Source organism: Phytohabitans sp. LZ39, assembly GCF_059359075.1.
In genome coordinates this window covers 173,521-195,329 of the sequence record NZ_JCADBM010000013.1, presented here as the reverse complement: position 1 = coordinate 195,329, position 21,809 = coordinate 173,521, and the positions used below count along the sequence as shown (strand labels likewise).

The window sequence follows — 21,809 nt, the reverse complement described above, 5'->3', positions numbered from 1 at the left end:
CCCACCCGCCTGCCGAGATGGCACCACCGCGACGGCGTCGGAGTCGGCGGCAACGACGCTGTCCCGGCCCGGCGGGCAGGGCGGACGGGGCTGTGGTGAGCGGGACCGGTCGGCGTCCGTTCCCGCCCTCCACGTCTTGGGTTACGGCGCTGCCGCGCCGAACTCCACCCAGTTGAGGTTGACCAGCGCGGTGGTCGGGCCGCCCGACACCGCACCGAATACCAGGTAGAGCCGCTGCGTGCCGGCCGGGTAGCTGACCGGGAGGCTCTGGCTCGCCCAGGAGTTGGTGCCGCTGGTCGCGTTGAGCGTGGCCGTGGCCACGACCGGGCCGGTAGGCGAACCCGACCGGAGCTCGACCGTGGCTCGAGGCGTGCCGGCGGTAGCGGTGGCACCGCTGGCGTAACGGAAGGTGACCGTGCTGACGCCACCCAGGTTGATCGGGTCGAACGCGATGTGGTCACCCGCGTCGACGCCGGTCACGTGCTGGCCGCCGCCCGTGTCGCCCGTGTTGGCCAGCGTCACGCCCTGCTGGACCTGGGCGAACTCGGCCTGCTGCCGGTGCACCTGGATGACCGCCTGGCCGATCGTGGTCAGCGCCGGCTGCCCGTTGCCGCCCAGGTCGGTGTACGAGGCGCTGATCCCGCCGTACAGGTAGCCGCCCGCGTGGTCGGCGCCGTCGGCCGGGGTGGGCAGCGTACCCGTGCACCCGGTGGTGGAGGTCATCTCGTGGCCGTGCGTGTCGTGGCCGAGCACGAAGGAGACCTTGACCCGGGAGCAGTCGACGGTGCCGTCTTCGGGGTCGGTGACCGACACCGTGAACGGGATCGTGTCGCCCCAGTTGAAGAACGTGCCGGAGACCGGCGACGTCACCGTCACCGACGGCGCCGTGTTGCCCACCACGATCTCGCGGGTCAGCACCGCGGTCTTGCCGGTGGAGTCGGTCACCGTGAACTTCGCGGTGTAGACCCCGTTGGCGGTGTACGTGTACGACGGATTGGGGTCGGCCGAGTCGACCGTGCCGTCACTCGTGAAGTCCCAGGCGTAGGAGATGGACTCGCCCGGGTCCGGGTCGTGCGTGCCCGCGCTGCTGAACTGCACCGTGAGCGGCGCCTGGCCGGACGTCGGGGTGGCGGTCAGCTTGGCGACCGGCGCCCGCGTGCCCTTCACGTACCGAATCATGGCGAGCTGCGCGTCCGGGTTGGCCCGGAAGAAGCCGTCGCCGTACTCCAGGAAGTAGATGTTGCCCTCCGGACCGATCTCCATCTCCATCAGGTTGTCGAAGACGAAGCCGGGCAGGAACTGCTCGACGCCGGTCAGGTTGCCCTTACCGTCGGTCTGCATCACGAACATCTTGTCCCGGGTGAACTCGCCGAAGAAGACCGCGTTGTCGTAGTACTCCGGCAGCTTGGTCTGCGAGTCGAGCTCGGCGTCGTACTTGTAGATCGGGCCGCCGTGCGGGCCGACGCCGCCGGTGCCGATCACCGGCCACTTGAAGTCACACGTGGTCGGCGGGGTGGACAGGTACGCGCCCGCGCACGGGGTCAGGGCGTTGTAGGTGTACCAGAACTGCGGCTGCTGCACCGCCGGCAGCACGCCGCGGCCGGTGTTGCGCGGCGAGTTGTTCACCGGCGCGCCGCAATTGAACGGCTGGCCCGAGGTGCGGGTCACGAAGTCGAAGTCGATGTACGGCAGGCTCGGCGAGTAGCAGTACGGCCAGCCGTAGTTGCCCGCCGTCTTGGTGGCGAACCACCGGCCGGTGCCCTCCGGGCCACGCGTCGCGCTCGGCACCCGCGAGTCCGGCGAGTAGTCACCGACGTACACCATGCCGCTCGCGTCGACGTCGAAGCGGAACGGGTTGCGCAGGCCCATCAGGAAGATCTCCGGACGGGTCTTGTTGTCGTAGTCCTCGGTCTCCGGGAACAGGTTGCCGCTCGGGATCGTGTACGTCCCGTTCGCCCTCACCTTGATCCGGAGCACCTTGCCACGCAGGTCGTTGGTGTTGGCCGAGGAACGCTGCGCGTCGTAGCCGGGGCCCTGGGTGGGCGACTCGTTGATCGGCACGTACCCGTCCGAGCCGCCGGCGTTGGTGTCGTCACCGGTGATCAGGAACAGGTTGCCCTTGCCGTCGAACTTGACCTTGCCGGCGACGTGGCAGCAGATGCCGCGGTCCACGTTCACCCGGATGATCTGCTGCTCGCTGGCGAGGTCGAGGTGCGGCGTCGGCTCCTCCACGAACTTGAACCGGGACAGCTGGTTGTACCCCTTGAACTTGTCCCAGACCGTCGGGTCGGTGCTCGTGGCCGGCGCGTCGCCCTCGTTGACACCGGGCGTGGCCGGGTTGTCGACGGGCGTGTCGAGCTTGGGCGAGTAGTAGACGTAGACCCACTTGTTGTTGGCGAAGTCGGGGTCGATCGTCAGCGTCTGGAGGCCGTCCTCGTCGTGCGTGTAGACCGGGACGGTCGTGATGACCGGGCTGGCGCCGCTCTTCGGGTCGTACAGGCGGATCTCGCCGCCGCGGGTGTTGTGCAGCACGCGGCCGTCCGGCAGCACCGACAGCGACATCGGCTCGCCCGGCTCGTCGTTGAGCGTGACCTTCTCGTAGTTGGCGAGCACTGTCGCGCCGCAGTCGCCCTCGACCACGCCGGCGGACCACTGGATGCCGCCCAGCAGGTGCTTCTTGAAGCTGCCATTGCGGTAGCTCTCGATGGAGTGGCCAAGCCCGGTGTACCACGAGCGGCCGCCCTGGTAGTCCTTGCACCAGGCCACCGGGTGGTCGAAGCCCATCGAGCCACCGGCGTAGCTCTTTTCGTCCACAGTGGCCAGTACGTGTGAGGTGCCGCGGACGTTGGTGGTGTAGTTGTACCACTCCTCGTTCAGCGACAGCTCGCGCGGCACCGTCTCGGTCGACGGGTGCGCCCGGTCGGCGACCTTCACGGTCGCGCTGTCCACCGCCGAGGCGCCGGAGACGCCGGTGCCGAGCACGTTGCGGTAGAACGTCCAGTCCTGCTCGGTCTCGGCCGCGGCGTGCACGCCGACGTAGCCGCCACCGGCCCGGAAGTAGGCCTCGAACGCGGCCTCCTGCGTGGGGTTGAGCACGTTGCCGGTGGTGTTGAGGAAGACCACCGCGCGGTAGTTGGCGAGGTTGTCCGCGGTGAACGCGCCGCCGTCCTGGGTGACGTTAACGGTGAACCCGTTTTCCTGGCCCAGCGCGCGGATCACCCGTACACCGTCCTGGATGGACGCGCGGCGGTTGCCGTCGGTCTTGGTGAAGACGAGCACCTTGTACGACTCGGGCGCGCGAGCGTCGGAGCGCAGCGCCTCGGGGCCGTTTTCCTCCGCCGTGAGGACCTCAGGTGAAGGCGGAGGTGCGGCGGTCGCTGGCACGGCGGCCACCAGCGGGATGGACAGCGCGGTAACAGCGGCCACGGACAGCCACTGAAAGCGGGGCCCCCGCGAAAACGTTCCGCGAAGCCTCACGTTTTCGTGGGGTGCTCTATCGGATGGAGCCATGTAACCCTCCGGGGTCTGGGTGTGGGTTCCCTACCCCTGGCGCGGTGCCATGCCCGCCAAGGTCGTGCGAGCGCGCAGCTTGCTGGTCGTACGGCGCGGCTGATTCTGGGCTCAACCGCGCCGTACGGCCGCCCCGGTGCCCGACCATCCGGACGCGGGGCGCAACCGCGTCCGGACCCTCGCGGGCGGGCCCGAGGTGTCGAAGGTGGGCGCGCGCCACCGCGCCCACGGTGGGTGTGGTCAGGCGGCGACTTCGGCGAGCGCCGGCGCCACCTCTGTCCACGCCGAACCCTGCTCCGCCGAGCGGGTCACGGCGTCCATCACGAGCTGCACCTGAAGGGCGTCGACGAACGAGGGCGTGGGGTCCGCCCCGTTGCCGACGGCCTCCAGGAAGTCGCGCATCTCGTGGGTGAACGTGTGCTCGTACCCGATGATGTGCCCCGGCGGCCACCAGGCCGACAGGTACGGGTGGTCGGACTCGGTCACCAGGATCTTGGTGAAGCCTTGTTCGGTGCTGGACGTGCTGGCGTCGTAGAACTCCAGCTCGTTCATTCGCTCGAAGTCGAACGCGACCGAGCCGAGCGACCCGTTGATCTCCACGCGCACGGCGTTCTTGCGCCCAGTGGCGAAGCGGGTGGCCTCGTACGTGGCCACCGCCCCGCCGTCGAGCCGGGCCAGGAAGAGGGCCGCGTCGTCCACTGTGACCAGTCCGGTCGCCGAGCCGTCCGCCGAGGCGGCCAGACCGGCGGCCGCCGACGGCAGCGGGCGCTCCTTGATGAACGTCTCGGTGAGCCCGCTGACGCCGGTGATCCGCTGTCCCGTGACGAACTGGGTCAGGTCGATGATGTGCGCGCCGATGTCGCCCAGCGCGCCGGAGCCCGCCTTGTCCCGCTGCAACCGCCAGACGAGCGGAAACTGCGGATCCACGATCCAGTCCTGGAGGTACGCCGCGCGGACGTGCCGAACCACGCCCAACCGTCCACTCTCGACGAGGTGGCGCATGAGGGCCACGGCCGGCACCCGGCGGTAGTTGAACCCGCACATGGACCGGACGCCGGCCGACTGGGCCTGGATCGCCGCGGCGACCATGGCCCGCGCCTCCTCGACCGTGTTGGCGAGGGGTTTCTCGCACAGGACGTGCTTGCCCGCCTCGAGCGCTGCGATCGCGATCTCGGCGTGGCTGTCGCCCGGCGTGCACACGTCGATCACGTCGACGTCGTCGCGGGTGATGAGCTCACGCCAGTCGGTCGTATACGCCTCCCAGCCGAGCCGCTCGGCGGCCTCGGCCACCTTCGACTCGTCACGGCCACAGATGACGGACATGCGGGCGCGTGCCGGTAGGTCGTAGACGCGGTTCACGGTGCGCCACGCCTGCGAGTGCGCGGCGCCCATGAACGCGTAGCCGACCATGCCGACCCGCAGCTCTTTATCCATGGTGGACAAGGTGGGTCTCCCCCCGTTACGTCAGAACCCGAGCTTGAGGTAGTTGCTCGCGTTCTCCTTGGTGATGGTCTCGGAGGCGAGGATGATCTCCTTCGGGACCTGTAGCTCGACCAGGTCGGACATGCCCTTGTTCTGGGCGATGAGCCGGGCGAGCGAGATCGCCGACGATGCCATCGAGGGGCTGTACGTGACGGTTGCCTTGAGGACGCCGCTGTCGGCCTGGATCGCCTCGATCGCGGCCTTGGAGCCGGCGCCGCCGACCATGATGAATTCCTTGCGGTTGGCCTGCGTGATGGCGGCCAGGACACCGATGCCCTGGTCGTCGTCGTGGTTCCACAGCGCGTCCATCTTGGGCAGCGCCTGGAGCAGGCTGGCGGCCTCCTGCTGGCCGGAGTCCGCGGTGAACCGGGCGGCACGCCGGTTGGCCACCTTGAAACCGGCCTGGGCCAGCGTGTCGGTGAAGCCCTTCGACCGCTCCTGGGTCAGCTCCAGCTCGTCCATGCCGGCGATCTCGCCGATGATCGGGCTGGCGACGCTCTTCGCCTTCATCTGGTCGATGATGTAGTGCGCCGCGGAGACGCCCATGCCGTAGTTGTCGCCCTTGATCTGGAGGCGGTAGGCGAGCGGGTCGGGGAACGCGCGGTCGAGGTTGACCACCGGGATCCCGGCCTTCATCGCCTCCAGGCCGAACGCGTTGAGCTCCTTGCCGTCGTGCGGCAGCAGCACGATGATGTTCGGCTTCTGCGCGACGAGCGTCTGCAACGCCGCCCGCTGGGCCGCCGCGTCGGCGCCGGCCTCGACGGTCTTGAACTCGACGTCCGAGTACGCACCGGCCTGCGCCTTGGCGTTGCTGGTGATCGCGGCGATCCAGCCGTGGTCGGCCGCCGGCGCGGAGAAGCCGATGGTCACCTTCTGGCCGGGCGCGGCGTTCTGGTTGTTGCCGGCGGCGGCCGTCTGCGGGCCGCCGCTCGGCTCGTCCGGCTCGTTGCTGGTGCATGCGGTGAGCAGGGCTCCCGCGCCGAGCGCGGCCCCACCGAGCAGCATCCGGCGACGAGTCAGGTCGGACGCGTGTTTCATGACGACCTCCGGTATTGGTGTGCAAGGGATCCGGCGGCCGTCCCGGTATCGGACGGTCACCAAGGGTTTATTGGGGTACTAACTGGTGGTGATCTTGCTGTTTTTGGCGAAGAACTGCGTGAGCGACTTGAACTGGATCTGCTGGATCAGAACGGCGAGGACGATGATGCCGCCCTTGACCATGTTCTGGACCTCGGTGGAGAGGTTGTTGATGGCGAACAGGTTGGTGATGGTGGAGAACACCAGCACGCCCAGGAGCGAGCCGATGATCGTGCCGCGGCCGCCGCTGAGCAGCGTGCCACCGATGATCGCCGCGGCGATCGCGTCGAGTTCGTACAGGTTGGCCATAGCCGCCTGGGCGGAGTTGGCCTGCGAGGTGAGCATGACGGCCGCGATGCCGCAGCAGAGGCCGGACAGCGCGTACAGCAGCAGGGTGTGCCGCTTGACGTTGATGCCGGCCAGCCGGGCCGCCTCGGGGTTGCCGCCGACCGCGACGGTACGCCGTCCGAAGGTTGTGCGGTTGAGCAACACCCAGCCGGCCGCGACGACGGCGGCGAGGATGTAGACCAGCAGCGGCACGCCGAGGAAGTCGTTGGCGGCGATGTCGTTGATGAATGTGCTGGTCGATACCTGGGTCTGCTTGTTGGAGATCTGCGCCGCCAGGCCGCGGGCCGCCACGAGCATGGCGAGCGTGGCGATGAAGGCGACCAATCGCCCGTACGAGATGAGGATGCCGTTGACGACGCCGACCCCGATGCCGACCGCGAGCGCACAGAAGATCATGCCGCCGGCGCCGTACTCCTGAGTGGCGAGCGTGGTGCTCCACACCCCGGCGAGCGCGATGATCGCGCCGACCGAGAGGTCGATGCCGCCGCCGATGATCACGAAGGTCATGCCGACGGTGACGACGCCGATGACGGAGGCGAGCTCGAGGATCGTGAAGATGTTGTTGCGCACCCAGGTGCCGTCACTGTAAAGATCTGGCTTGGTGACGATGCCCGCGATGATCAGGATGGCGAGCACGCCGACGAGGGCCAGGTTGCGCCACAGCCCGTCCGTCGAGTCGACTCGCCACCAGCGCCGCTCCTCGGCAGCGGGCTTCTCCGGCTCCTTCACCGGCGCGGCCGTGGTCTGCGCTGTCATATGGTGACCTCCTCAACTTGCAACGATCCCGCCATCACGAGGTCAAGTACGGTCTCTTCGTCGAGCTCGCCGGCCGGTGCCTCGCGGATCACGCGGCCTTCCCGCATGACAAGCACGCGGTCCGACAGGCCCAGCACCTCGGGCACCTCGCTGGAGACCAGGAGGACACCCACCCCCTGGGCGGCGAGGTCGCGGATCACCTTGTAGAGCTCGGCCCGGGCGCCCACGTCGACGCCCCGCGTGGGCTCGTCGAGCAGGAGCAGCTTCGTGTCGCCGAGCAGCCAGCGGCCCACGACCACCTTCTGCTGGTTGCCACCGGAGAGCGTGCGGACGGCCCGGCGCACCTCGCGCGGACGCAGGTCGAGCCGCTCCGCGATCCGGTTGGCCTCGGCCACTTCCCGCCCGACGTTGGTGAAACCGACCCGGGCGTACTCGCTGAAGGTGGAGAGCGTGACGTTTCGATAGATCGGCTCGCCGAGCAGCAGCGCCTGGCTCTTGCGCTCTTCGGGAGCCATGCCGAGACCCGCGCGGACCGCCGCGCCGACATTGCCGGGCCGCAGCACCTTGCCGCCCATCCGCACCGAGCCGGCCTCGGCGCGCCGGGCGCCGAAGATGGTCTCCAGCAGCTCCGAGCGGCCGGAACCGACCAGGCCCGCGATGCCCACGATCTCACCACTGTGGACACTCAGCGAGATGTCGGCGAACTCGTTGGTGCGGGTCAGGCCCTCGACCCTGAGCAGCTCCTCGGCGCCGGTGACCTCGGGCGCGGGCTCCGGGAAGACGTACTCGATGGTGCGGCCGGTCATCCGGCTGACCAGGTCGCGGGTCGGCGTGGTGCGGGCCGGCAGGTTGGCCGCGGTGGTGCGGCCGTCCTTGAGCACCGTCACGCGGTCGCCGATCTCGCGGATCTCCTCCAGGCGGTGCGAGATGTAGATGACCGCGATGCCCTGCGCGGTCAGGCCGCGGATGATCCGGAAGAGGTTGGCCACCTCGTCGTGCGCGAGCACCGCGCTCGGCTCGTCCATGATGATCAGGCGGGCGTCGTGCGACAGCGCCCGCGCCATGCTGACCACCTGCTTGCCGGCCGCGGGCAGCGAGCGGACCAGGCGGCGCGGCGGGATCTCGGCGTGCCCGAGCTTGCCGAGGATCTCGCGGGTGTGGCGGGCCATGTAACCGCGCCGCACGAACCCGAGGACCTTCGGCTCGTGGCCGAGGAAGGTGTTTTCACCGACCGAGAGGTCTTCGACGAGGTCGAGCTCCTGGTAGATGGTGGCGATGCCGGCCTTCATCGCGGCCTGCGGGTTGGCCGGCGCGAAGTCCTGGCCGAGCCACTCGATCTGGCCCTCGTCCGGGCGGTGGACGCCGGCGAGCACCTTGATGAGGGTCGACTTGCCGGCGCCGTTCTGCCCGAGCAGGCAGTGCACCTCGCCGGCGCGCACCTCAAGCTGCACGCCGTCGAGCGCGCGCACGCCCGGGAACGTCTTGACGACGTCGGTGAGGCGGAGGACGACCTCGGCCTCCTCAGGGGTCGTGGGCTCGGTCATGACGCCTGCTCGAAGGCCACGTCGGAACCGAGGACGGCGGCGCCGGTGACGCCTGCCCTGGGTCCCAGTTCGGAGAGGACCACGGGAAGGTTGCCGGTCGCCAGCGGCAGCGAGCGGCGGTAGACGACGCTGCGAATCTCGGCGAGGAGGATGTGCCCGAGGTGGGCGAGGCCGCCGCCGATCACGATCATCGACGGGTTGGCGAAGCTCACCAGCCCGGCCAGTACGCCCCCGACCCGCCTCCCCCCGTCGCGGATGAGGCGGATACAGGTGACGTCGCCCTCGCTGGCGGCCTCGGCGACGTCGCGCGCGGTCACCGCGCCGTTGGCGGCGAAACGCTCGGCGAGTGCGGGCGAAGTGCCGTTGCGCGCGGCGAGCGTGGCGTCCTTGGCGAGCGCCGCGCCGCTGAAGAGCGCCTCGAGGCAGCCGACGTTGCCACAGCTGCACATCGGACCGTGCGAGTCGACCTGGATGTGTCCGATGTCGCCGGCGCAGCCGTCGGTGCCCCGGTAGACGTCGCCGCTGAGGTAGATGCCGCAGCCGATGCCGGTGCCGATCTTCACGAACAGGAAGTCGTCGACCGAGTGGGCCACACCGCCGTGCCGCTCGCCGACCGCCATGATGTTGACGTCGTTGTCCACCACGGCGGGGCAGCCGTGCTCGCGGGTGAGCAGCTCGCGCACCGGAAAGCGGTCCCACCCCGGCATGATCGGCGGGGATACCGGCACGCCGTCGCGGAAGCTCACCGGACCGGGCACGCCGATGCCGACCGCGTCCAGCTTCTCGTACGCACCGTCCACTTTGGCCTTGGCGAGCAGCTCGTTGACCCGCTGGAGGATCACCTTGGGGCCGGAGCGGATGTCGGCGCTCTCGGTGTATGCCGCGACCGGCTCCAGCCGGCCGTTGGTCACCTCGACGTCGACCGAGCTCGCGCCCAGGTCGACCGCGGCGAAGCGCAGCCGAGGGTTGAGCTCTACCAGCGTGGAGCGCCGGCCGCCGCGGGAAGCCGCCATGCCGGCCTCGGCCACGTAGCCGAGCGTGACCAGCCGGTCGAGCTCGCCCAGCAGCCGCGGGCGCGGGATCTCCAGCCGGTCGGCGAGCTCGGCGCGGGAGATCGTGCCGTGGTCGCGCAACAGGCGAAGAAGCCGCAGGTGCAGAGGTTCGGCCGTACGCACGGAGCCCTCCCTCGCAAGGGGTTCACATCGATGCAACGTCGGGGTGTTGTGTCCGACACACTAGGAGCCTTCCGCTCCCAATGTCCAGACCTTTACTCGTTCTGTGACACAACTTTTTTCAAAATCAGCAGAAGTTTTTTGTTACCGGGACGCCCCGTGGGACGTCCCGGCGACGCCCATTACTGCCTGTAGATGGTCAACTCGGACATGTTCTTGTAGCTGATGTCCGCGAACGCCATGGACTGACCGGGGTTGGCCGTGCCGCCGGGCGCGGTGTCCTGCTCCCAGTTGGCGTGGTGGTACTCCTGCTCCCCGATCACCTCGAAGAACTGCTGGAACTGGATGTCACCCTCGCCGAACGGCACCATGTTGTAGCCGTTGGGGACCTCGGGCGCCTTGTCGCCGTCCTTGGCGTGGAAGAGCGGGAAACGCTTGGTCCGCCGCGCCACGGTCAGGATCGGGTCGAAGATGTCCGTCTTCACCTGGCCGGCCGAGTTCGTGTACGTCTTGTGCTTGAACTTCGCCACGTGCGCCCAGAAGATGTCCATCTCGAAGAAGACGTACTTCGGGTCGGTCTTGGCGAAGAAGTACTCCAGGCGCCGCACGCCGGAGGAGCGCGTGGGCCGGCCGTTGGCGTCCAGCGGGCCGGCGTCGAGCAGGAAGCTGTACGCCGCGTCGTGGTTGTGCGTGTAGAGCTTGATGCCCCGCTCCTTGGCCTGCCGGCCGAGCTCGTTCCACGTGTCGGCGGCCGCGTCCCAGTCGGACTGGTAGGCGCTGTTGGTCGGGTCGGAGCCGGTGCCGATGTGCTTCATGCCGAGCGTCTCGGCGATGTCCAGCTGCGCCTGGAACGTGTCGGCGCGGATCTGGGTGTGCGTGCCGTTGGCGACCAGGCCGTTGTCGTCGAGGATCTTGCGGATCTCGGCGGGCGTGATCTGCCGGCCCAGGATCGAGGTGTGCTGGTTGTACCCGGCGAACTCGATCTCCTTGTATCCGATCTCGGCGAGCCGGGCGAGGACCCGCTCGAAGCCGTACGGAATCCCACTGTCGTCGGGCGCGGCGCCGATGCGGTCGCGGACGCTGTACAGGATGATGCCGCGGTTCTGGCTCGGGATCAGCGGCTCCACCGTGAGCTTCTTGTCGCCGAGTGCCGGCGTGTTGGTCTGTAGCACCGGAAGGCCGACGGCGCCGATCGCCGCGGCGGTGCCGGCCGAGGCCTGGAGCAGGCGCCGGCGGGTCAGCGCTTTCTTGGACTGTGGCTCGGTCATATGCCTTCTCCACCTTTCTTCGGCGGCCGGGACCGCCGTCGACGACGAGAGCAGAGGTGTTTAGGACGTGTGAACGGAGAGCGGGTGCGGACGACCCAGCCCAAGCGCCGCCGACGCGCCGGACCTGCATGAATAGGGGGACTCAGAACCGTTTGTGTCTCACGTGTTACGCCTGAGAGCAGACGCTAGCCCGCGTTGTCGCCGAAAGATAGTCCCCAAAGCAACAAACTTTTGATCGGACGGACGAAAGATAGCGCTAGCGTTTGAGAAAGCGCTCTCAACCCACTCACTTGCACAACAAGGCGGCCATCCTGCGCGAAGCGATGGCGAGGCCGGCGACCATCACCGCCAGCAGGTACGCCACATCGAGCCAACCGGTCGCGCCGAGCGTGCCGGTCGTGATGCCGCGCAGCAGGTCGACCGCGCGGTAGAGCGGGGTCACCTCGATCACCCACCGCAGCACGGACGGATACGACTCGGCCGGGACAAAAGTGCCGGAGAAGAGGAACAGGGCGAACTGCGCCGAACCGACAATGTCGAAATCCTGCCAACCGCGCATGAACGTGGAAAGCACCATGCCCAGCGCTCCGAACGCGAACCCGACGAGCACCGCCGCCGGAAACGCGGCCAACGCCCGCAGGCCCGTGGTGAGGTCGAGCGCGAACATGACGACGAGGAACGCGGCCGAGTAGAGCGAGCCACGCACCATGGCCCAGCCGAGCTCACCGAGCGCGATCTCGAAGGGCTGCACGGGAGTGGCGAGCACCCCGTCGTACAGCTTCATGTACTTCATCTTTCCGAAGAAGTTGAACGTGGTCTCCGACAGCGCACCGGACATGGCGGCGGAGGCGAGCATCGCGGGCGCGACGAACGCCGCGTACTCGACCACCTGGCCGCTCGGCAGCGTGAGGTCGCCGACCAGGCCGCCCACGCCGACGCCGATCGACAGCAGATACAGCAGCGGCTCGAAGAAGCCGGAGATCATCACGATCCAGTACGCCGACTTGAGCGCGGCGACATTGCGCTCGGCGACCGAGGCCGAGCGGCGGCCGGCGCCCTCGAAGCTGACCAGCCGGGGCAGCACCAGCGTGACCATCGTCAGACCACCAACCGCTTCTTGAACCGGACGCGGGCGATCGCGTAGCCGCCGCCCGCCCAGAGGGCCAGATAGAGCACGTGCCCGGTAACCGACCACTCGGCCGGCCCGCCGAGCGTGGCGGCGCGGGACAGGTCGACGCCGTGCCACAGCGGCGACGCGTACGCCAGCCAGCGCAGCCCCACCGGCAGCGACTCGACCGGGAAGAACACGCCGGCGAACAGCGACATCGGGATCACCGCGAACCGGAACAGCAGCGCGAGGTAACTGTCGCTGGGTACCGAGGAGCTGTAGGCGAACGCGGGGGCCGCGAACGCCAGCGCCAGCAGCAGCGAGATCGGCAGCACGGCCAGCGCCCACCACGAGTGCAGCGCACCGAACACCGCCGCCACCACCAGGAACGCGACCGCGCCGGTCAGCGCGCGGAAGAGCACGTAGAGCAGGTTTCCGCCGAGAATGCCGTCGAGGCGCACGGGCGTGGCGGCCTGCCCCTCGTACGAACGAACCCAGTTGAAGCTGCTCAGCACCGGCCAGGTCGACTCGAAGATGGCCACCTGCATGACGGTCGAGGCGATCAGGCCGGGCACGATCCAGTCGAGGTAGCGCACGCCGTCCACGCCACCGTCGATGTACTCCCCCACGCCGAGGCCGAAGCCGAGCACGGTGAGCAGCGGCAGCACGAACGTGGAGAGCGCGCTGCCCCGCCACACCCGCTTGTACGTCGTCAGGTGGTACTCGAACACGGCGAGCATGTCAGTCCACCAGCGTACGGCCGGTCAGGTGGAGGAAGACGTCCTCCAGGGAGCTGCGGCGCACCAGCACGCTCGCCGGGGTCAGCCCGCGGCCGTGCACGTCGGCGACCGCGGTGTCGCCGTCGCCCACGTACAGCAGGATGCGGTCGGGCAGCACCTCGATCCGCTCGCCGAGCCCGGTCAGCTTGCCGGCGAAGTCGTCCTGCGAGTCGGCGACGAAACGGAGCTCGACCACCTCGCGCGTGGAGTGGCGCTCGATCAGCTCGCGGGGTGAGCCCTCGGCGACGATGCGGCCGCCGTCCATCACCACGAGCCGGTCGCACAGCTGCTCGGCCTCGTCCATGTAATGGGTGGTCAGCACCAGCGTCACGCCCTGCCGCTTGAGCCGGAACAGGCGCTCCCACACAAGGTGGCGGGCCTGCGGGTCGAGGCCGGTGGTGGGCTCGTCGAGCAGCACGATGTCGGGCTCGTTGACCAGCGCGCGGGCGATCGTGAGCCGCCGCTTCATGCCGCCGGACAGCGGCTCGACCTTGCTGCCGGCCCGCTCGGCAAGCTGCACGAAGTCGAGCAGCTCGGCGGCCCGCTCGCGGGCGACCCGGCGCGGTATGCCGAAGTAGCGGGCGTAGGTCGTGAGGTTTTCCTGGACCGTCAGCTCGGGGTCGAGGTTGTCCAGCTGGGGACAGACGCCGAGCCGCGCGCGGATGGCCGGCCCGTCGCGGGTCGGATCCTTGCCGAGGATGCGCAGCGTGCCGCCGGTGGGCGGCGAGACGCAGCCGATCATGCGCATCGTCGAGCTCTTGCCCGCGCCGTTGGGACCCAGGAAACCGAACGCCTCGCCCGGCCGCACGTCGACGTCGATGCCATCGACGGCCGTGAAGTCGCCGAACCGCTTCACCAGCCCCCGCGCTTGGATGAGTGGTTGGAGTGCAGTCACGACGGGCACCCTAACCCCGCCCTCCGACACGTCCCCAACCACTTTTTGAGGACTTTTGACGCCTCGGGAGAAAGTTCTCTCGGGAGCGACCAAACTTTGCGCTATCTTGGCCGAATGGTTGGAGTGTGGCCCGACAATCGGCACCAGGCGGCGGTACTCCGCCTCCTGCGCGACGGCGGGCCCCGCTCCCGCGCCGAGCTCGTCGACGCGGTCGGACTGTCCCGGTCCAAGCTGGCCGTGGAGATCGACCGCCTCATCGACCGCGGTCTCGTCGACACCGCCGGGCCGGCCGCCTCTCGGGGCGGCCGCCGTTCGTCGGTCGTACGGATCGCCGCGGCCACCCGCTTCCTCGGCATCGACATCGGCGCCACCACACTCGACCTCGCGGTGACCGACGGCGAGATGCGCGTCCTCGGCCGGGTCACCGAGCGCACCGACCTGCGCAAGGGCCCGACCGCCGTGATCAGTCAGGCGCTGGAGATGGTCAACAAGCTGCGCGTGGAGACCGGCACCAAGCGGTTCACCGGCGCCGGCGTGGGCATCCCCGGCCCGGTGAGCTTCCGCGAGGGCATGCCGGTGTCGCCGCCCTTCATGCCCGGGTGGCACCGCTTCCCCGTGCGCGAGACGCTGGCCGCCGAGCTGAGCTGCCCGGTGCTCGTCGACAACGACGTCAACATCATGGCGCTCGGCGAGATGCACGCCGGGATCGCCCGCTCGTTCGAAGACTTCCTGTTCGTGAAGATCGGCGCCGGCATCGGCTGCGGCATCGTCGCGGCCGGCGAGGTCTACCGCGGCGCGACCGGCAGCGCCGGCGACATCGGCCACACGTCCGTCGACCCGCACGGCCCGGTCTGCGTGTGCGGCAACACCGGCTGCCTCGAAGCTTTCTTCGGCGGCGCCGCCCTGACCCGCGACGCACTCGCCGCCGCCCGCTCCGGCCGCTCACCCCATCTGGCCGACCGCCTCCGCGAAGCCGGCGCGGTCACCCCGATCGACGTCTCGGTGGCCGCCGCCGACGGCGACCCGTTCGCGATGGGCATGGTCCGCGACGGCGCACGCCGCGTGGGCCAGGTCCTGGCCGGCCTGGTCAGCTTCTTCAACCCCGGCCTGATCGTGATCGGCGGCGGCGTCGCGGGCATCGGCCACGCGCTGCTCGCCGAGATCCGCTCGGTCGTCTACCGCTCGTCGCTACCCCTGGCCACCGGCGACATGCCGATCGCCCTATCCGAGATGGGCGACGAGGCCGGCCTGGTCGGCGCGGCTCGCATGATCAGCGACCACATCTGCCACGACCAAGGCAGCCCCGCCCTCCGCCCCGCCTGAGCGCAGAGATGGTGTACGCCGGCCCGCTCATGCGGGCGGGAGTACTTGTCGAAGCACCGATGCGGTGGCAATCGCGGTCGATGGCGTACGACGGGCAGGGCGAGCATGTCGGCAGCTCAGCACTTTTGTGATGCCAGCCGAGGCGCAGCCCGGCCACCAACTTGACCTTGAACCGTTGTGAAATGTATTGAATTGAATCCCGGGCGGGCAATGCCGCAGCGGGTAGCGTGTGGCGCAGTACAGGAGGGGGCGATTTGCGTGCCAACGACCGATGCCCGCTTCACTGACGGTCTACTGAACCTCGCGCAGGCCGGCAGGTACCTCCGCGTGCCACAGCAGACCTTCCACAGGTGGGCGCGCGGCTACGTGCGGGGCAAGCCCTTGCTGCATGTCCTAAACCAAGATGCGACACCCCTGCCGGTGACCTTCATCGCGCTCGCCGAGGGCCACGTTCTCGAAGGCCTGCGCGACGCAGGTGTTCGGACGCAGAAGATCCGCCCCGCCCTGGAGAAGCTCCGGCAAGAGTTCGGTCGGGATTATGTCCTCGTGGCGCCTGAGCTGGCCACGGACGGCATCGATGTGCTCTGGGATTTCTCGAAGAGCAGGGCCGGTCAAGGCCTGATCGCCGGGGACACCGGGCAACACGTCTTCAAGGAGATAGTTCAGGACTATCTCCAGTACGTGGCCTGGGACAACGACGGATTCCCGATCAACCTAGTACTTCGCCACTGGCAGCCATCGAAGGTTGCCGTTGACATACGCCGCTCGTTCGGTCAGCCGATCTTCGCCGGCACCGGCGCCCGCGTGGCAGACGTCGCCGGCATGTTGAAGGCGGGTGAGGAAGCTGAGACCGTCGCGGAGGAGTTCGGGATCTCCATCAACGACGTCCGCACCGCCGCCCGCATCCTCCTGGGCCGCGCCGCCTGAGTTCTACATCGACGAGAACATGGCTGGCCGCACGGTACGGCGGTTCGTCAGCGATCTCGGCTACGTCGTCCACACACCATCTTCTGTCTTCGGCCGCACGCGCCTCGACGACGGGCTTGAGGACGAAGACTGGCTGCCCGTCGTCGGAGCGGCCGGTTGGGTCGTCTTTGGGCGGGATCAGCACATCCTCGTCCGCGAGCGCGAGCTCAAGGCCTACCTCGACGCAAAGGTGCACCTGTTCTTGCTACCGGGTGAGGCGACCAGGCAGCAGATCCTCGACCTACTTACCTTCAACCTGGCCGACATCGGCGCACTGGCCGTGGCGCGCCGCCCGGACGTCTACTGGCTGACGCATTCGGGCGTTGTTGACTACCAGACTCGGATCACAGAGCGTGCCCGCAAGCGCCGCCAACGCCGGAAGTAGCGCGGTGCGCTCGGGTGGGTGCCAAGTGACTGCTACCGAGGCCCGGCCCGCTGATGATCTTTCAGTCGGGTTGGGCCCCAAGGGTCAGGCCGGGGTGGAGGCGGCGCTGGCGGCGGCTACCAGGTCGTCTACCGTCGCCTCGTCGGGGGCGGTGCCGGGGTCGTAGCGGACGGTCCAGGTCAGGCCGTCTACGCCGCTGACCCGGCGGGCCACCACGCGGACGCCGCCGCCCTCGGGCAGTGGGTGGTGCTCGGTGTACGCGACCGAGCGGGTCACCCGGGTGCGGACCTGGTCGGGCAGGTCGCCGGGCTCCAGCAGGAGCGTGGAGAGGATGGGCTGGTCGGCGACCACGGTGTAGCCCTCGCGTTCGTCGACGACCGAGGCCGGAGTGACCACCAGCTCGCGGCCGGACCAGACGGCCTTGTGGATTTCGTGCCAGCCGAGGCGGTGGAGGCCGGGGAGCCAGAGGCCGCGGTTTGTCGCCACCACCACGCCGTCGCCGCTCGCCGGGGCCCAGGCGAGGACGCGCTCGTCCTGCTCCAGGGCCGGGCGCTGGCCGGCCGGCAGCTTCGGCTTGCGCCTGAAGAGTGCCACCTACAGACCCCCGACCGCCTGCTCGCGGAGCGCGCGGGCGTGCTGCTCCAGCGAGAAGAGTTCCCCGGCGAGCGCCAGGTACTCGTCCTTGTTGGTCACCGGGTTGACGCGCTGCACCTTCGACTTCAGCTCGCGGATGCGGGCGGCCACCGAGCCGAGCTGGAGGCGGGCCAACGCCACCGAGACGTAGCGGGGGTCGGGCTCGGTGTCGAGGCGTAGCGGCTCCACCGCGAGCTCGCCGACCAGGGCCTTGGCGGCCAGGTCGCCGCAGGCGTCGCGTACCCCCTCGATCCAGACGGCGCCGGCCACCGCGGAGGCCGCGCCGCCCGCGGCGGTGATGGCTTCACGGACCACCACGTGTACCGGGTGGCGGTAGACGTCGGCGGCCAGCGCGTCGAACATCGGGCCGGCCAGCGCCGGCATCTGGAGGGCCAGCTTGAGGCACTCCCGCTCCACCATCGCCTGCGGACTGTCTACAACGGACTCCACCGGAGCGGGGCGGCCGGTCGCGGGCTCGGCACGGCCGGAGGCGGCCGACACCGCGCGCTGCACCGGCTCGATCTCCATGCCGAGGTCGCCGGCGAGCTTCCGGATGTACTCGGGGCGCTTTTCCCGGTCTTTGATTTTGGCGACCAGCGGCGCGGCCCGGCGCATCGCGTCTACCCGGCCCTCGACGGTGTCCAGGTCATGGCGGGAGAGGACCTGCCGCAGCGCGAAGTCGACCAACGGCTCGCGGCGGGCGACGAGGTCGCGCACCGCGAGGTCGCCCTTGGCCAGCCGCAGCTCGCAGGGGTCCATGTTGTCCGGGGAGATCGCGATGAACGTGCGGCCGACGAACTTCTGGTCTTCTTCGAACGCGCGCAGCGCCGCCTTCTGCCCGGCCGCGTCGCCGTCGAAGGTGAAGATGATCTCGCCGGTGAAGCCGTCGGTGTCCATCAGCAGGCGCCGCAGCACGCCGATATGGTCGCTGCCGAACGATGTGCCACAGGTCGCCACCGCCGTGGGCACGTCGGCGAGGTGGCAGGCCATCACGTCGGTGTACCCCTCGACGATCACCACCCGGCCCTGCTTGGCGATCTCACGCTTGGCCAGGTCGACGCCGTAGAGCACGTGCGACTTCTTGTAGATGGGCGTCTCGGGGGTGTTCAGGTACTTCGGGCCGTCGTCCTTCTCGAAGAGCCTGCGCGCGCCGAAGCCGATCACGTCGCCGGTGAGGTCTTTGATCGGCCACAGCAGCCGGCCCCGGAAGCGGTCGATGAGCGAGCCCGAGCGTGCCTCCCGGACCAAGCCCGCGGTGATCAGCTCCTGCGCGTTGTAGCCCTTCTGCCGCAGGTGCTTGGCGAGGTGGTCCCAGGCGTCCGGCGCGAAGCCGCAGCCGTACTGCTGGGCGGTGGCCCGGTCGAAGCCGCGCTCGGCGAGGAACTCGCGGGCCTTCTGCGCGGGCCCGGTGCCGAGCTGCTCGGCGTAGAACTCGGCCGCGGCGGCGTGCGCGGCGACGAGGCGCTGCCGCTGCCCCTGCTGCTGCCGCACCGGCGCCGGGCCGGCCTCGATGTAGCGCAGCTGGATGCCGGCCCGGCCGGCCAGCCGCTCGACCGACTCGACGAACGAGAGGTGGTCGATGTCCATGAGGAACTTGATCGCGTCGCCGCCCTGCCCACACCCGTGGCAGAAATACACGTTTCGGCCCGGCGCGACGGTGAACGACGCCGTCTTCTCGTCGTGGAACGGGCACAGCCCCTTGAGGTTGCCGCCGCCGGCCGCCTTCAGCGTGACGTGCTCGGAGATGACGTCGGCGATCGCGGTGCGCTCGCGAACCAGCGCGATGTCCTCGTCCCGGATGCGGCCAGCCATGACCTACATCCTGCCTCACCCGTCGCGGCCGCCGCCGCACCTCCCTCGCGGGCCCGGCGGCCGCATGGATCAGGCCGGGCGGCGTCGACGGCCGAGTACGCGCAGGCCGGCGCCGCCGCCCACGAGCGCGGCGCCGGCGACCACGAACGCGCCGATCGCCAGGCCGGTGCGAGGCAGGTCACCGCCGCCCCCGCCACCGCCGGGAGGTGGAGAGGTGGTCGGGGTCGGCGAAGCGGTCGGCGTAGGTGTCGCGGCCGGCGCGATCGACACCTGGATCTCCACCTCGGCCGTCGGGCTCGGCTCGATCGCTCCGGGCGCGGCCAGCGCGCCGAGGGCGACGGCGGCCAGCACCACACCCCGGGCGCGTGACCCGGCACCCACGGCCTCGGTCGCGCCGATCAGCTCGGCCTCGGCCGCGAGCCGGCGGGAGCGGCGCCGCCGCCACAGCCAGAGGACGAGCGCGGCCACGATCAGCAGGACGAGGACGACGATCAGCCACGGCATCGCCCACATCGACCGGGATTCGCTCAGCGAGGCCATGTTCTGCCCTTCCAGCTGGGGGTTGACGGTGACCTCGGCGGAAAGCCGGCCAGCCGGAAACACACCCTCCAGCTTGCGGGTGATCCGCACTTCGGAGTCGGGCAGCAGCTCCGGCACGTCGATCACGTCGCTGTTGGCCACGCGCACACCGAGGGGGCCGCGCACCTGGATCCGCGCCTTGCCGGAGAAGCGCACGTTGCCGGTGTTCGCCACGTGGTAGGTCACGGTCATGTCGCCGCCGCCGAACGGGATCGCCGGGTTGGCGTACGCCACGTCGATCTTGGTGATCTGTGCCACCGGCCGCACCGGACCGTCGACCCGCAGGTAGATACGGGAGGCCACCCGGCGCTCGACGTTGACCTGCTGGCCCTCCGCGTTGGTGGTGCTCTCGGTGGCCGAGGCGATCAGGCCGCCGATGTGGTCGCCGGGTTCGGCGTTCGCCGGGATCTTCACCTTGAACGGGATGTCCACCCGCTTGCCCACCGGCACGGTGTACTCCTTGCGGGGCAGCGTGACCCAGGCGCCGACGTCCTTGGGCGGCTGGTTGGCGGGCAGCAGCGCGAAGCCACCGTCGTCGGCGTTGAACGCGTCGGTCGCGTACACCGCGACCTTGAGGGCCTTCTTGCCGAGGTTGCTCACCGCGACCCAGTCGGCCACCTCCTCGCCGGGCTTGAGCCCGTACTCGAACCGGCTGCGCACGGTCGGCCCCTTGGGGCTCGATGGGACGACGCTCCACTTGAAGTCGTCCCCCGGTGCTCTGGCCGCGGCGGCGGCCGGGCTGGCCGGGAGCGCGGCGACGAGCGCCAGCAGGGCGAGTGGCGCCAGCATGGCGCGGCGCATCGATACGAAAGGCATCTCGGTGGCTCCTCGACGGGGTCCGGAAACGGGCATGCGGCGGAGGTGCCGGGGCTCTCGCCCACGACACCTCCGCCTATGTCACCCGTGGCGGGCTCGACCTGTGGTCAGGTCAGGCCAGCGTCAGGGTCAGGGTGGCGGCGTACGAACCCGGCGCCGCGGTGTCCGGCACCGACAGGGTCAGATCGGCACCGCAGGTGAACACACCGGCGCTGCTCGCCGAGGCGGCCGAGCACAGCGTCTTGGTGTCGCCGAGGTTGCTGGTGGCGCCCTCGGTGACCGTGCCCGAACCGCTGGTCTTCGCGGCGGACGGGTCCCAGGTGAGGTTGCCGGCCGGGATCGGCGTCGTGGCCGGGGTGGTGTTGAAGTCCTCCATCTGGCCGGTCAGCGACCAACCCGCGTTGCTGCCGCGGAGGTCGGTCACCGTGGCCGCCTGGAGGTCACCGGTGGCCGAGCCACCGACCGTGCCACCCGCGAGCAGCGTCGTGTTGCCCGCCACCGCGAGGGAGAACGCACCCGGGGTCACGTCGGTGACGATCTCCTGGGTCGCGCCCGGGCCCTCGCCCTCGACCGTGATGGAGGTCGCGGCGGAGGTGGAGGTCTTGAACGCGGCCGCGTCGGCCGGCACGAACGTCGCGGTGATCGAGTGGGTCCCGACCGGGAGCGACGTGGTGGTCAGCGTGGCGATCGCCTCCGCGCCCGACACCGGCGCCGAGCCGATGACAGTGCTGCCCCGCTTGAAGTCCACGGTGCCGGCGGCGTTGTTCGGGTTGACGTTGGCGGTGAGGGTGACCTCGGTGCCCAGGTCGACCGGGCCCGCCGGCGCGACGGTGAGGGCGGTCGTGGTGTCCACGGCCGGGTTGACTGCCGTGGTCGACCAGTTCGCGCCGGTGACGAAGACCGAGGCGCGGAACTCGTCGGCGTGCCGGCCCGCGGTCAGGCTGAAGCACTCCACCACGATCCACCACTCACCGCTGGCCGGCGCGGTGCCGCCCAGCGCCGTGGTGAACGAGCGGGTCGCCCCGACCTCGACCGGCGCCGTGTCGAACCCGCCACCGCCGAGCGACGGCGACAGGTTGTTGTACGGCCCGCCCGGACGCCCGATGCGCAGTGCGGCGTTCTCTCCGAAGCCCGCCGGGCAGGCCGCTGAGGTGGTGCCGCTGGCGAACATCGGGTTGTCGCTCACCGTGCCGCTGGTCTGCGACAGGTTGACGGTGCCGAGTGAGGCAGCCTGAGCCGGGGACGCGACAGCCACGAGTACGCCCGCCGACACGGTGGCTGCGCCCAGCAGCGCGGCCGCGCGAGCGAACCAACGCTTGCTCATGAATCACTTCCTCTCATTGAGGATGATGCCCG

General features: G+C 69.7%; 17 protein-coding genes. 3 read left to right on the top strand and 14 right to left on the bottom strand.

What is annotated here, in order from left to right; genetic code table 11:
- Positions 1-141 precede the first annotated feature (141 nt).
- The 10 genes from AC5L36_RS24930 to AC5L36_RS24885 all read right to left on the bottom strand — a co-directional run bounded on the left by AC5L36_RS24930 (position 142) and on the right by AC5L36_RS24885 (position 13,939).
- Complete coding sequence (locus AC5L36_RS24930) at positions 142-3,426, bottom strand: ThuA domain-containing protein (protein WP_441220441.1); 3,285 nt, start codon at positions 3,424-3,426, stop codon at positions 142-144.
- A 324-nt stretch (positions 3,427-3,750) separates the two neighbouring features.
- On the bottom strand, positions 3,751-4,944 hold the full coding sequence (locus AC5L36_RS24925) for a Gfo/Idh/MocA family protein (RefSeq protein WP_441220439.1): 1,194 nt from the start codon (positions 4,942-4,944) through the stop codon (positions 3,751-3,753).
- 30 nt (positions 4,945-4,974) lie between these two features.
- Positions 4,975-6,030, bottom strand: coding sequence for a substrate-binding domain-containing protein (locus AC5L36_RS24920; protein ID WP_441220437.1), 1,056 nt, complete (start codon positions 6,028-6,030; stop codon positions 4,975-4,977).
- A 78-nt stretch (positions 6,031-6,108) separates the two neighbouring features.
- Positions 6,109-7,173 carry an ABC transporter permease gene (locus tag AC5L36_RS24915; protein WP_441220435.1) on the bottom strand — a complete coding sequence of 355 codons (1,065 nt, stop codon included), beginning with the start codon at positions 7,171-7,173 and terminating at the stop codon, positions 6,109-6,111.
- Complete coding sequence (locus AC5L36_RS24910; RefSeq protein ID WP_441220433.1) at positions 7,170-8,717, bottom strand: sugar ABC transporter ATP-binding protein; 1,548 nt, start codon at positions 8,715-8,717, stop codon at positions 7,170-7,172. The genes AC5L36_RS24915 and AC5L36_RS24910 overlap by 4 nt, the downstream gene beginning before the upstream one ends.
- Positions 8,714-9,892 (bottom strand): ROK family protein, encoded by a 1,179-nt coding sequence (locus tag AC5L36_RS24905; protein WP_441220431.1) that lies wholly within the window; start codon positions 9,890-9,892, stop codon positions 8,714-8,716. The genes AC5L36_RS24910 and AC5L36_RS24905 overlap by 4 nt, the downstream gene beginning before the upstream one ends.
- Before the next feature lie 179 nt (positions 9,893-10,071).
- A complete protein-coding gene (locus AC5L36_RS24900) occupies positions 10,072-11,157 on the bottom strand; it encodes a sugar phosphate isomerase/epimerase family protein (RefSeq protein WP_441220429.1) in 1,086 nt (361 codons plus the stop codon).
- Positions 11,158-11,443: 286 nt separating this feature from the next.
- Positions 11,444-12,253: an ABC transporter permease gene (locus tag AC5L36_RS24895; RefSeq protein WP_441220427.1), complete on the bottom strand. Its 810-nt coding sequence runs from the start codon at positions 12,251-12,253 to the stop codon at positions 11,444-11,446.
- Positions 12,254-12,255: 2 nt separating this feature from the next.
- On the bottom strand, positions 12,256-13,005 hold the full coding sequence (locus AC5L36_RS24890; RefSeq protein ID WP_441220425.1) for an ABC transporter permease: 750 nt from the start codon (positions 13,003-13,005) through the stop codon (positions 12,256-12,258).
- Position 13,006: 1 nt separating this feature from the next.
- Positions 13,007-13,939, bottom strand: a complete 933-nt coding sequence (locus AC5L36_RS24885) for an ABC transporter ATP-binding protein (protein ID WP_441220423.1) — start codon at positions 13,937-13,939, stop codon at positions 13,007-13,009.
- Between the two features lie 114 nt (positions 13,940-14,053).
- On the opposite strand from AC5L36_RS24885, the gene AC5L36_RS24880 reads away from it, so the two are divergent.
- The 3 genes from AC5L36_RS24880 to AC5L36_RS24870 all read left to right on the top strand — a co-directional run bounded on the left by AC5L36_RS24880 (position 14,054) and on the right by AC5L36_RS24870 (position 16,613).
- The gene (locus AC5L36_RS24880; RefSeq protein ID WP_441220421.1) at positions 14,054-15,262 is read left to right on the top strand and encodes an ROK family transcriptional regulator; all 1,209 of its coding nucleotides are present in this window, start codon (positions 14,054-14,056) and stop codon (positions 15,260-15,262) included.
- Positions 15,263-15,520: 258 nt separating this feature from the next.
- Positions 15,521-16,189, top strand: a complete 669-nt coding sequence (locus tag AC5L36_RS24875) for a DUF433 domain-containing protein (RefSeq protein ID WP_441220420.1) — start codon at positions 15,521-15,523, stop codon at positions 16,187-16,189.
- A gap of 19 nt (positions 16,190-16,208) precedes the next feature.
- The gene (locus tag AC5L36_RS24870; RefSeq protein ID WP_441220418.1) at positions 16,209-16,613 is read left to right on the top strand and encodes a PIN-like domain-containing protein; all 405 of its coding nucleotides are present in this window, start codon (positions 16,209-16,211) and stop codon (positions 16,611-16,613) included.
- Between the two features lie 84 nt (positions 16,614-16,697).
- Here AC5L36_RS24870 and AC5L36_RS24865 read toward each other — a convergent pair whose 3' ends face one another.
- The 4 genes from AC5L36_RS24865 to AC5L36_RS24850 all read right to left on the bottom strand — a co-directional run bounded on the left by AC5L36_RS24865 (position 16,698) and on the right by AC5L36_RS24850 (position 21,777).
- Positions 16,698-17,207, bottom strand: coding sequence for a hypothetical protein (locus tag AC5L36_RS24865; protein WP_441220416.1), 510 nt, complete (start codon positions 17,205-17,207; stop codon positions 16,698-16,700).
- Positions 17,208-19,058, bottom strand: coding sequence for a DNA primase (gene dnaG, locus AC5L36_RS24860; protein WP_441220414.1), 1,851 nt, complete (start codon positions 19,056-19,058; stop codon positions 17,208-17,210).
- A 69-nt stretch (positions 19,059-19,127) separates the two neighbouring features.
- Positions 19,128-20,453, bottom strand: coding sequence for a WxL protein peptidoglycan domain-containing protein (locus AC5L36_RS24855; RefSeq protein WP_441220412.1), 1,326 nt, complete (start codon positions 20,451-20,453; stop codon positions 19,128-19,130).
- Between the two features lie 112 nt (positions 20,454-20,565).
- Positions 20,566-21,777, bottom strand: coding sequence for an Ig-like domain repeat protein (locus AC5L36_RS24850; protein ID WP_441220410.1), 1,212 nt, complete (start codon positions 21,775-21,777; stop codon positions 20,566-20,568).
- Between the last annotated feature and the right edge of the window lie 32 nt (positions 21,778-21,809).

Bases quoted from the DNA above. Each gene is read 5' to 3' on its own strand.
- AC5L36_RS24855 (WP_441220412.1), bottom strand. From the start codon at position 20,453: ATGCCTTTCGTATCGATGCGCCGCGCCATGCTGGCGCCACTCGCCCTG.
- AC5L36_RS24850 (WP_441220410.1), bottom strand. From the start codon at position 21,777: ATGAGCAAGCGTTGGTTCGCTCGCGCGGCCGCGCTGCTGGGCGCAGCC.
- AC5L36_RS24910 (WP_441220433.1), bottom strand. From the start codon at position 8,717: ATGACCGAGCCCACGACCCCTGAGGAGGCCGAGGTCGTCCTCCGCCTC.
- AC5L36_RS24900 (WP_441220429.1), bottom strand. From the start codon at position 11,157: ATGACCGAGCCACAGTCCAAGAAAGCGCTGACCCGCCGGCGCCTGCTC.
- AC5L36_RS24915 (WP_441220435.1), bottom strand. From the start codon at position 7,173: ATGACAGCGCAGACCACGGCCGCGCCGGTGAAGGAGCCGGAGAAGCCC.
- AC5L36_RS24895 (WP_441220427.1), bottom strand. From the start codon at position 12,253: ATGGTCACGCTGGTGCTGCCCCGGCTGGTCAGCTTCGAGGGCGCCGGC.
- AC5L36_RS24880 (WP_441220421.1), top strand. From the start codon at position 14,054: ATGGTTGGAGTGTGGCCCGACAATCGGCACCAGGCGGCGGTACTCCGC.
- dnaG (WP_441220414.1), bottom strand. From the start codon at position 19,058: ATGGCTGGCCGCATCCGGGACGAGGACATCGCGCTGGTTCGCGAGCGC.
- AC5L36_RS24925 (WP_441220439.1), bottom strand. From the start codon at position 4,944: ATGGATAAAGAGCTGCGGGTCGGCATGGTCGGCTACGCGTTCATGGGC.
- AC5L36_RS24890 (WP_441220425.1), bottom strand. From the start codon at position 13,005: ATGCTCGCCGTGTTCGAGTACCACCTGACGACGTACAAGCGGGTGTGG.
- AC5L36_RS24920 (WP_441220437.1), bottom strand. From the start codon at position 6,030: ATGAAACACGCGTCCGACCTGACTCGTCGCCGGATGCTGCTCGGTGGG.
- AC5L36_RS24870 (WP_441220418.1), top strand. From the start codon at position 16,209: ATGGCTGGCCGCACGGTACGGCGGTTCGTCAGCGATCTCGGCTACGTC.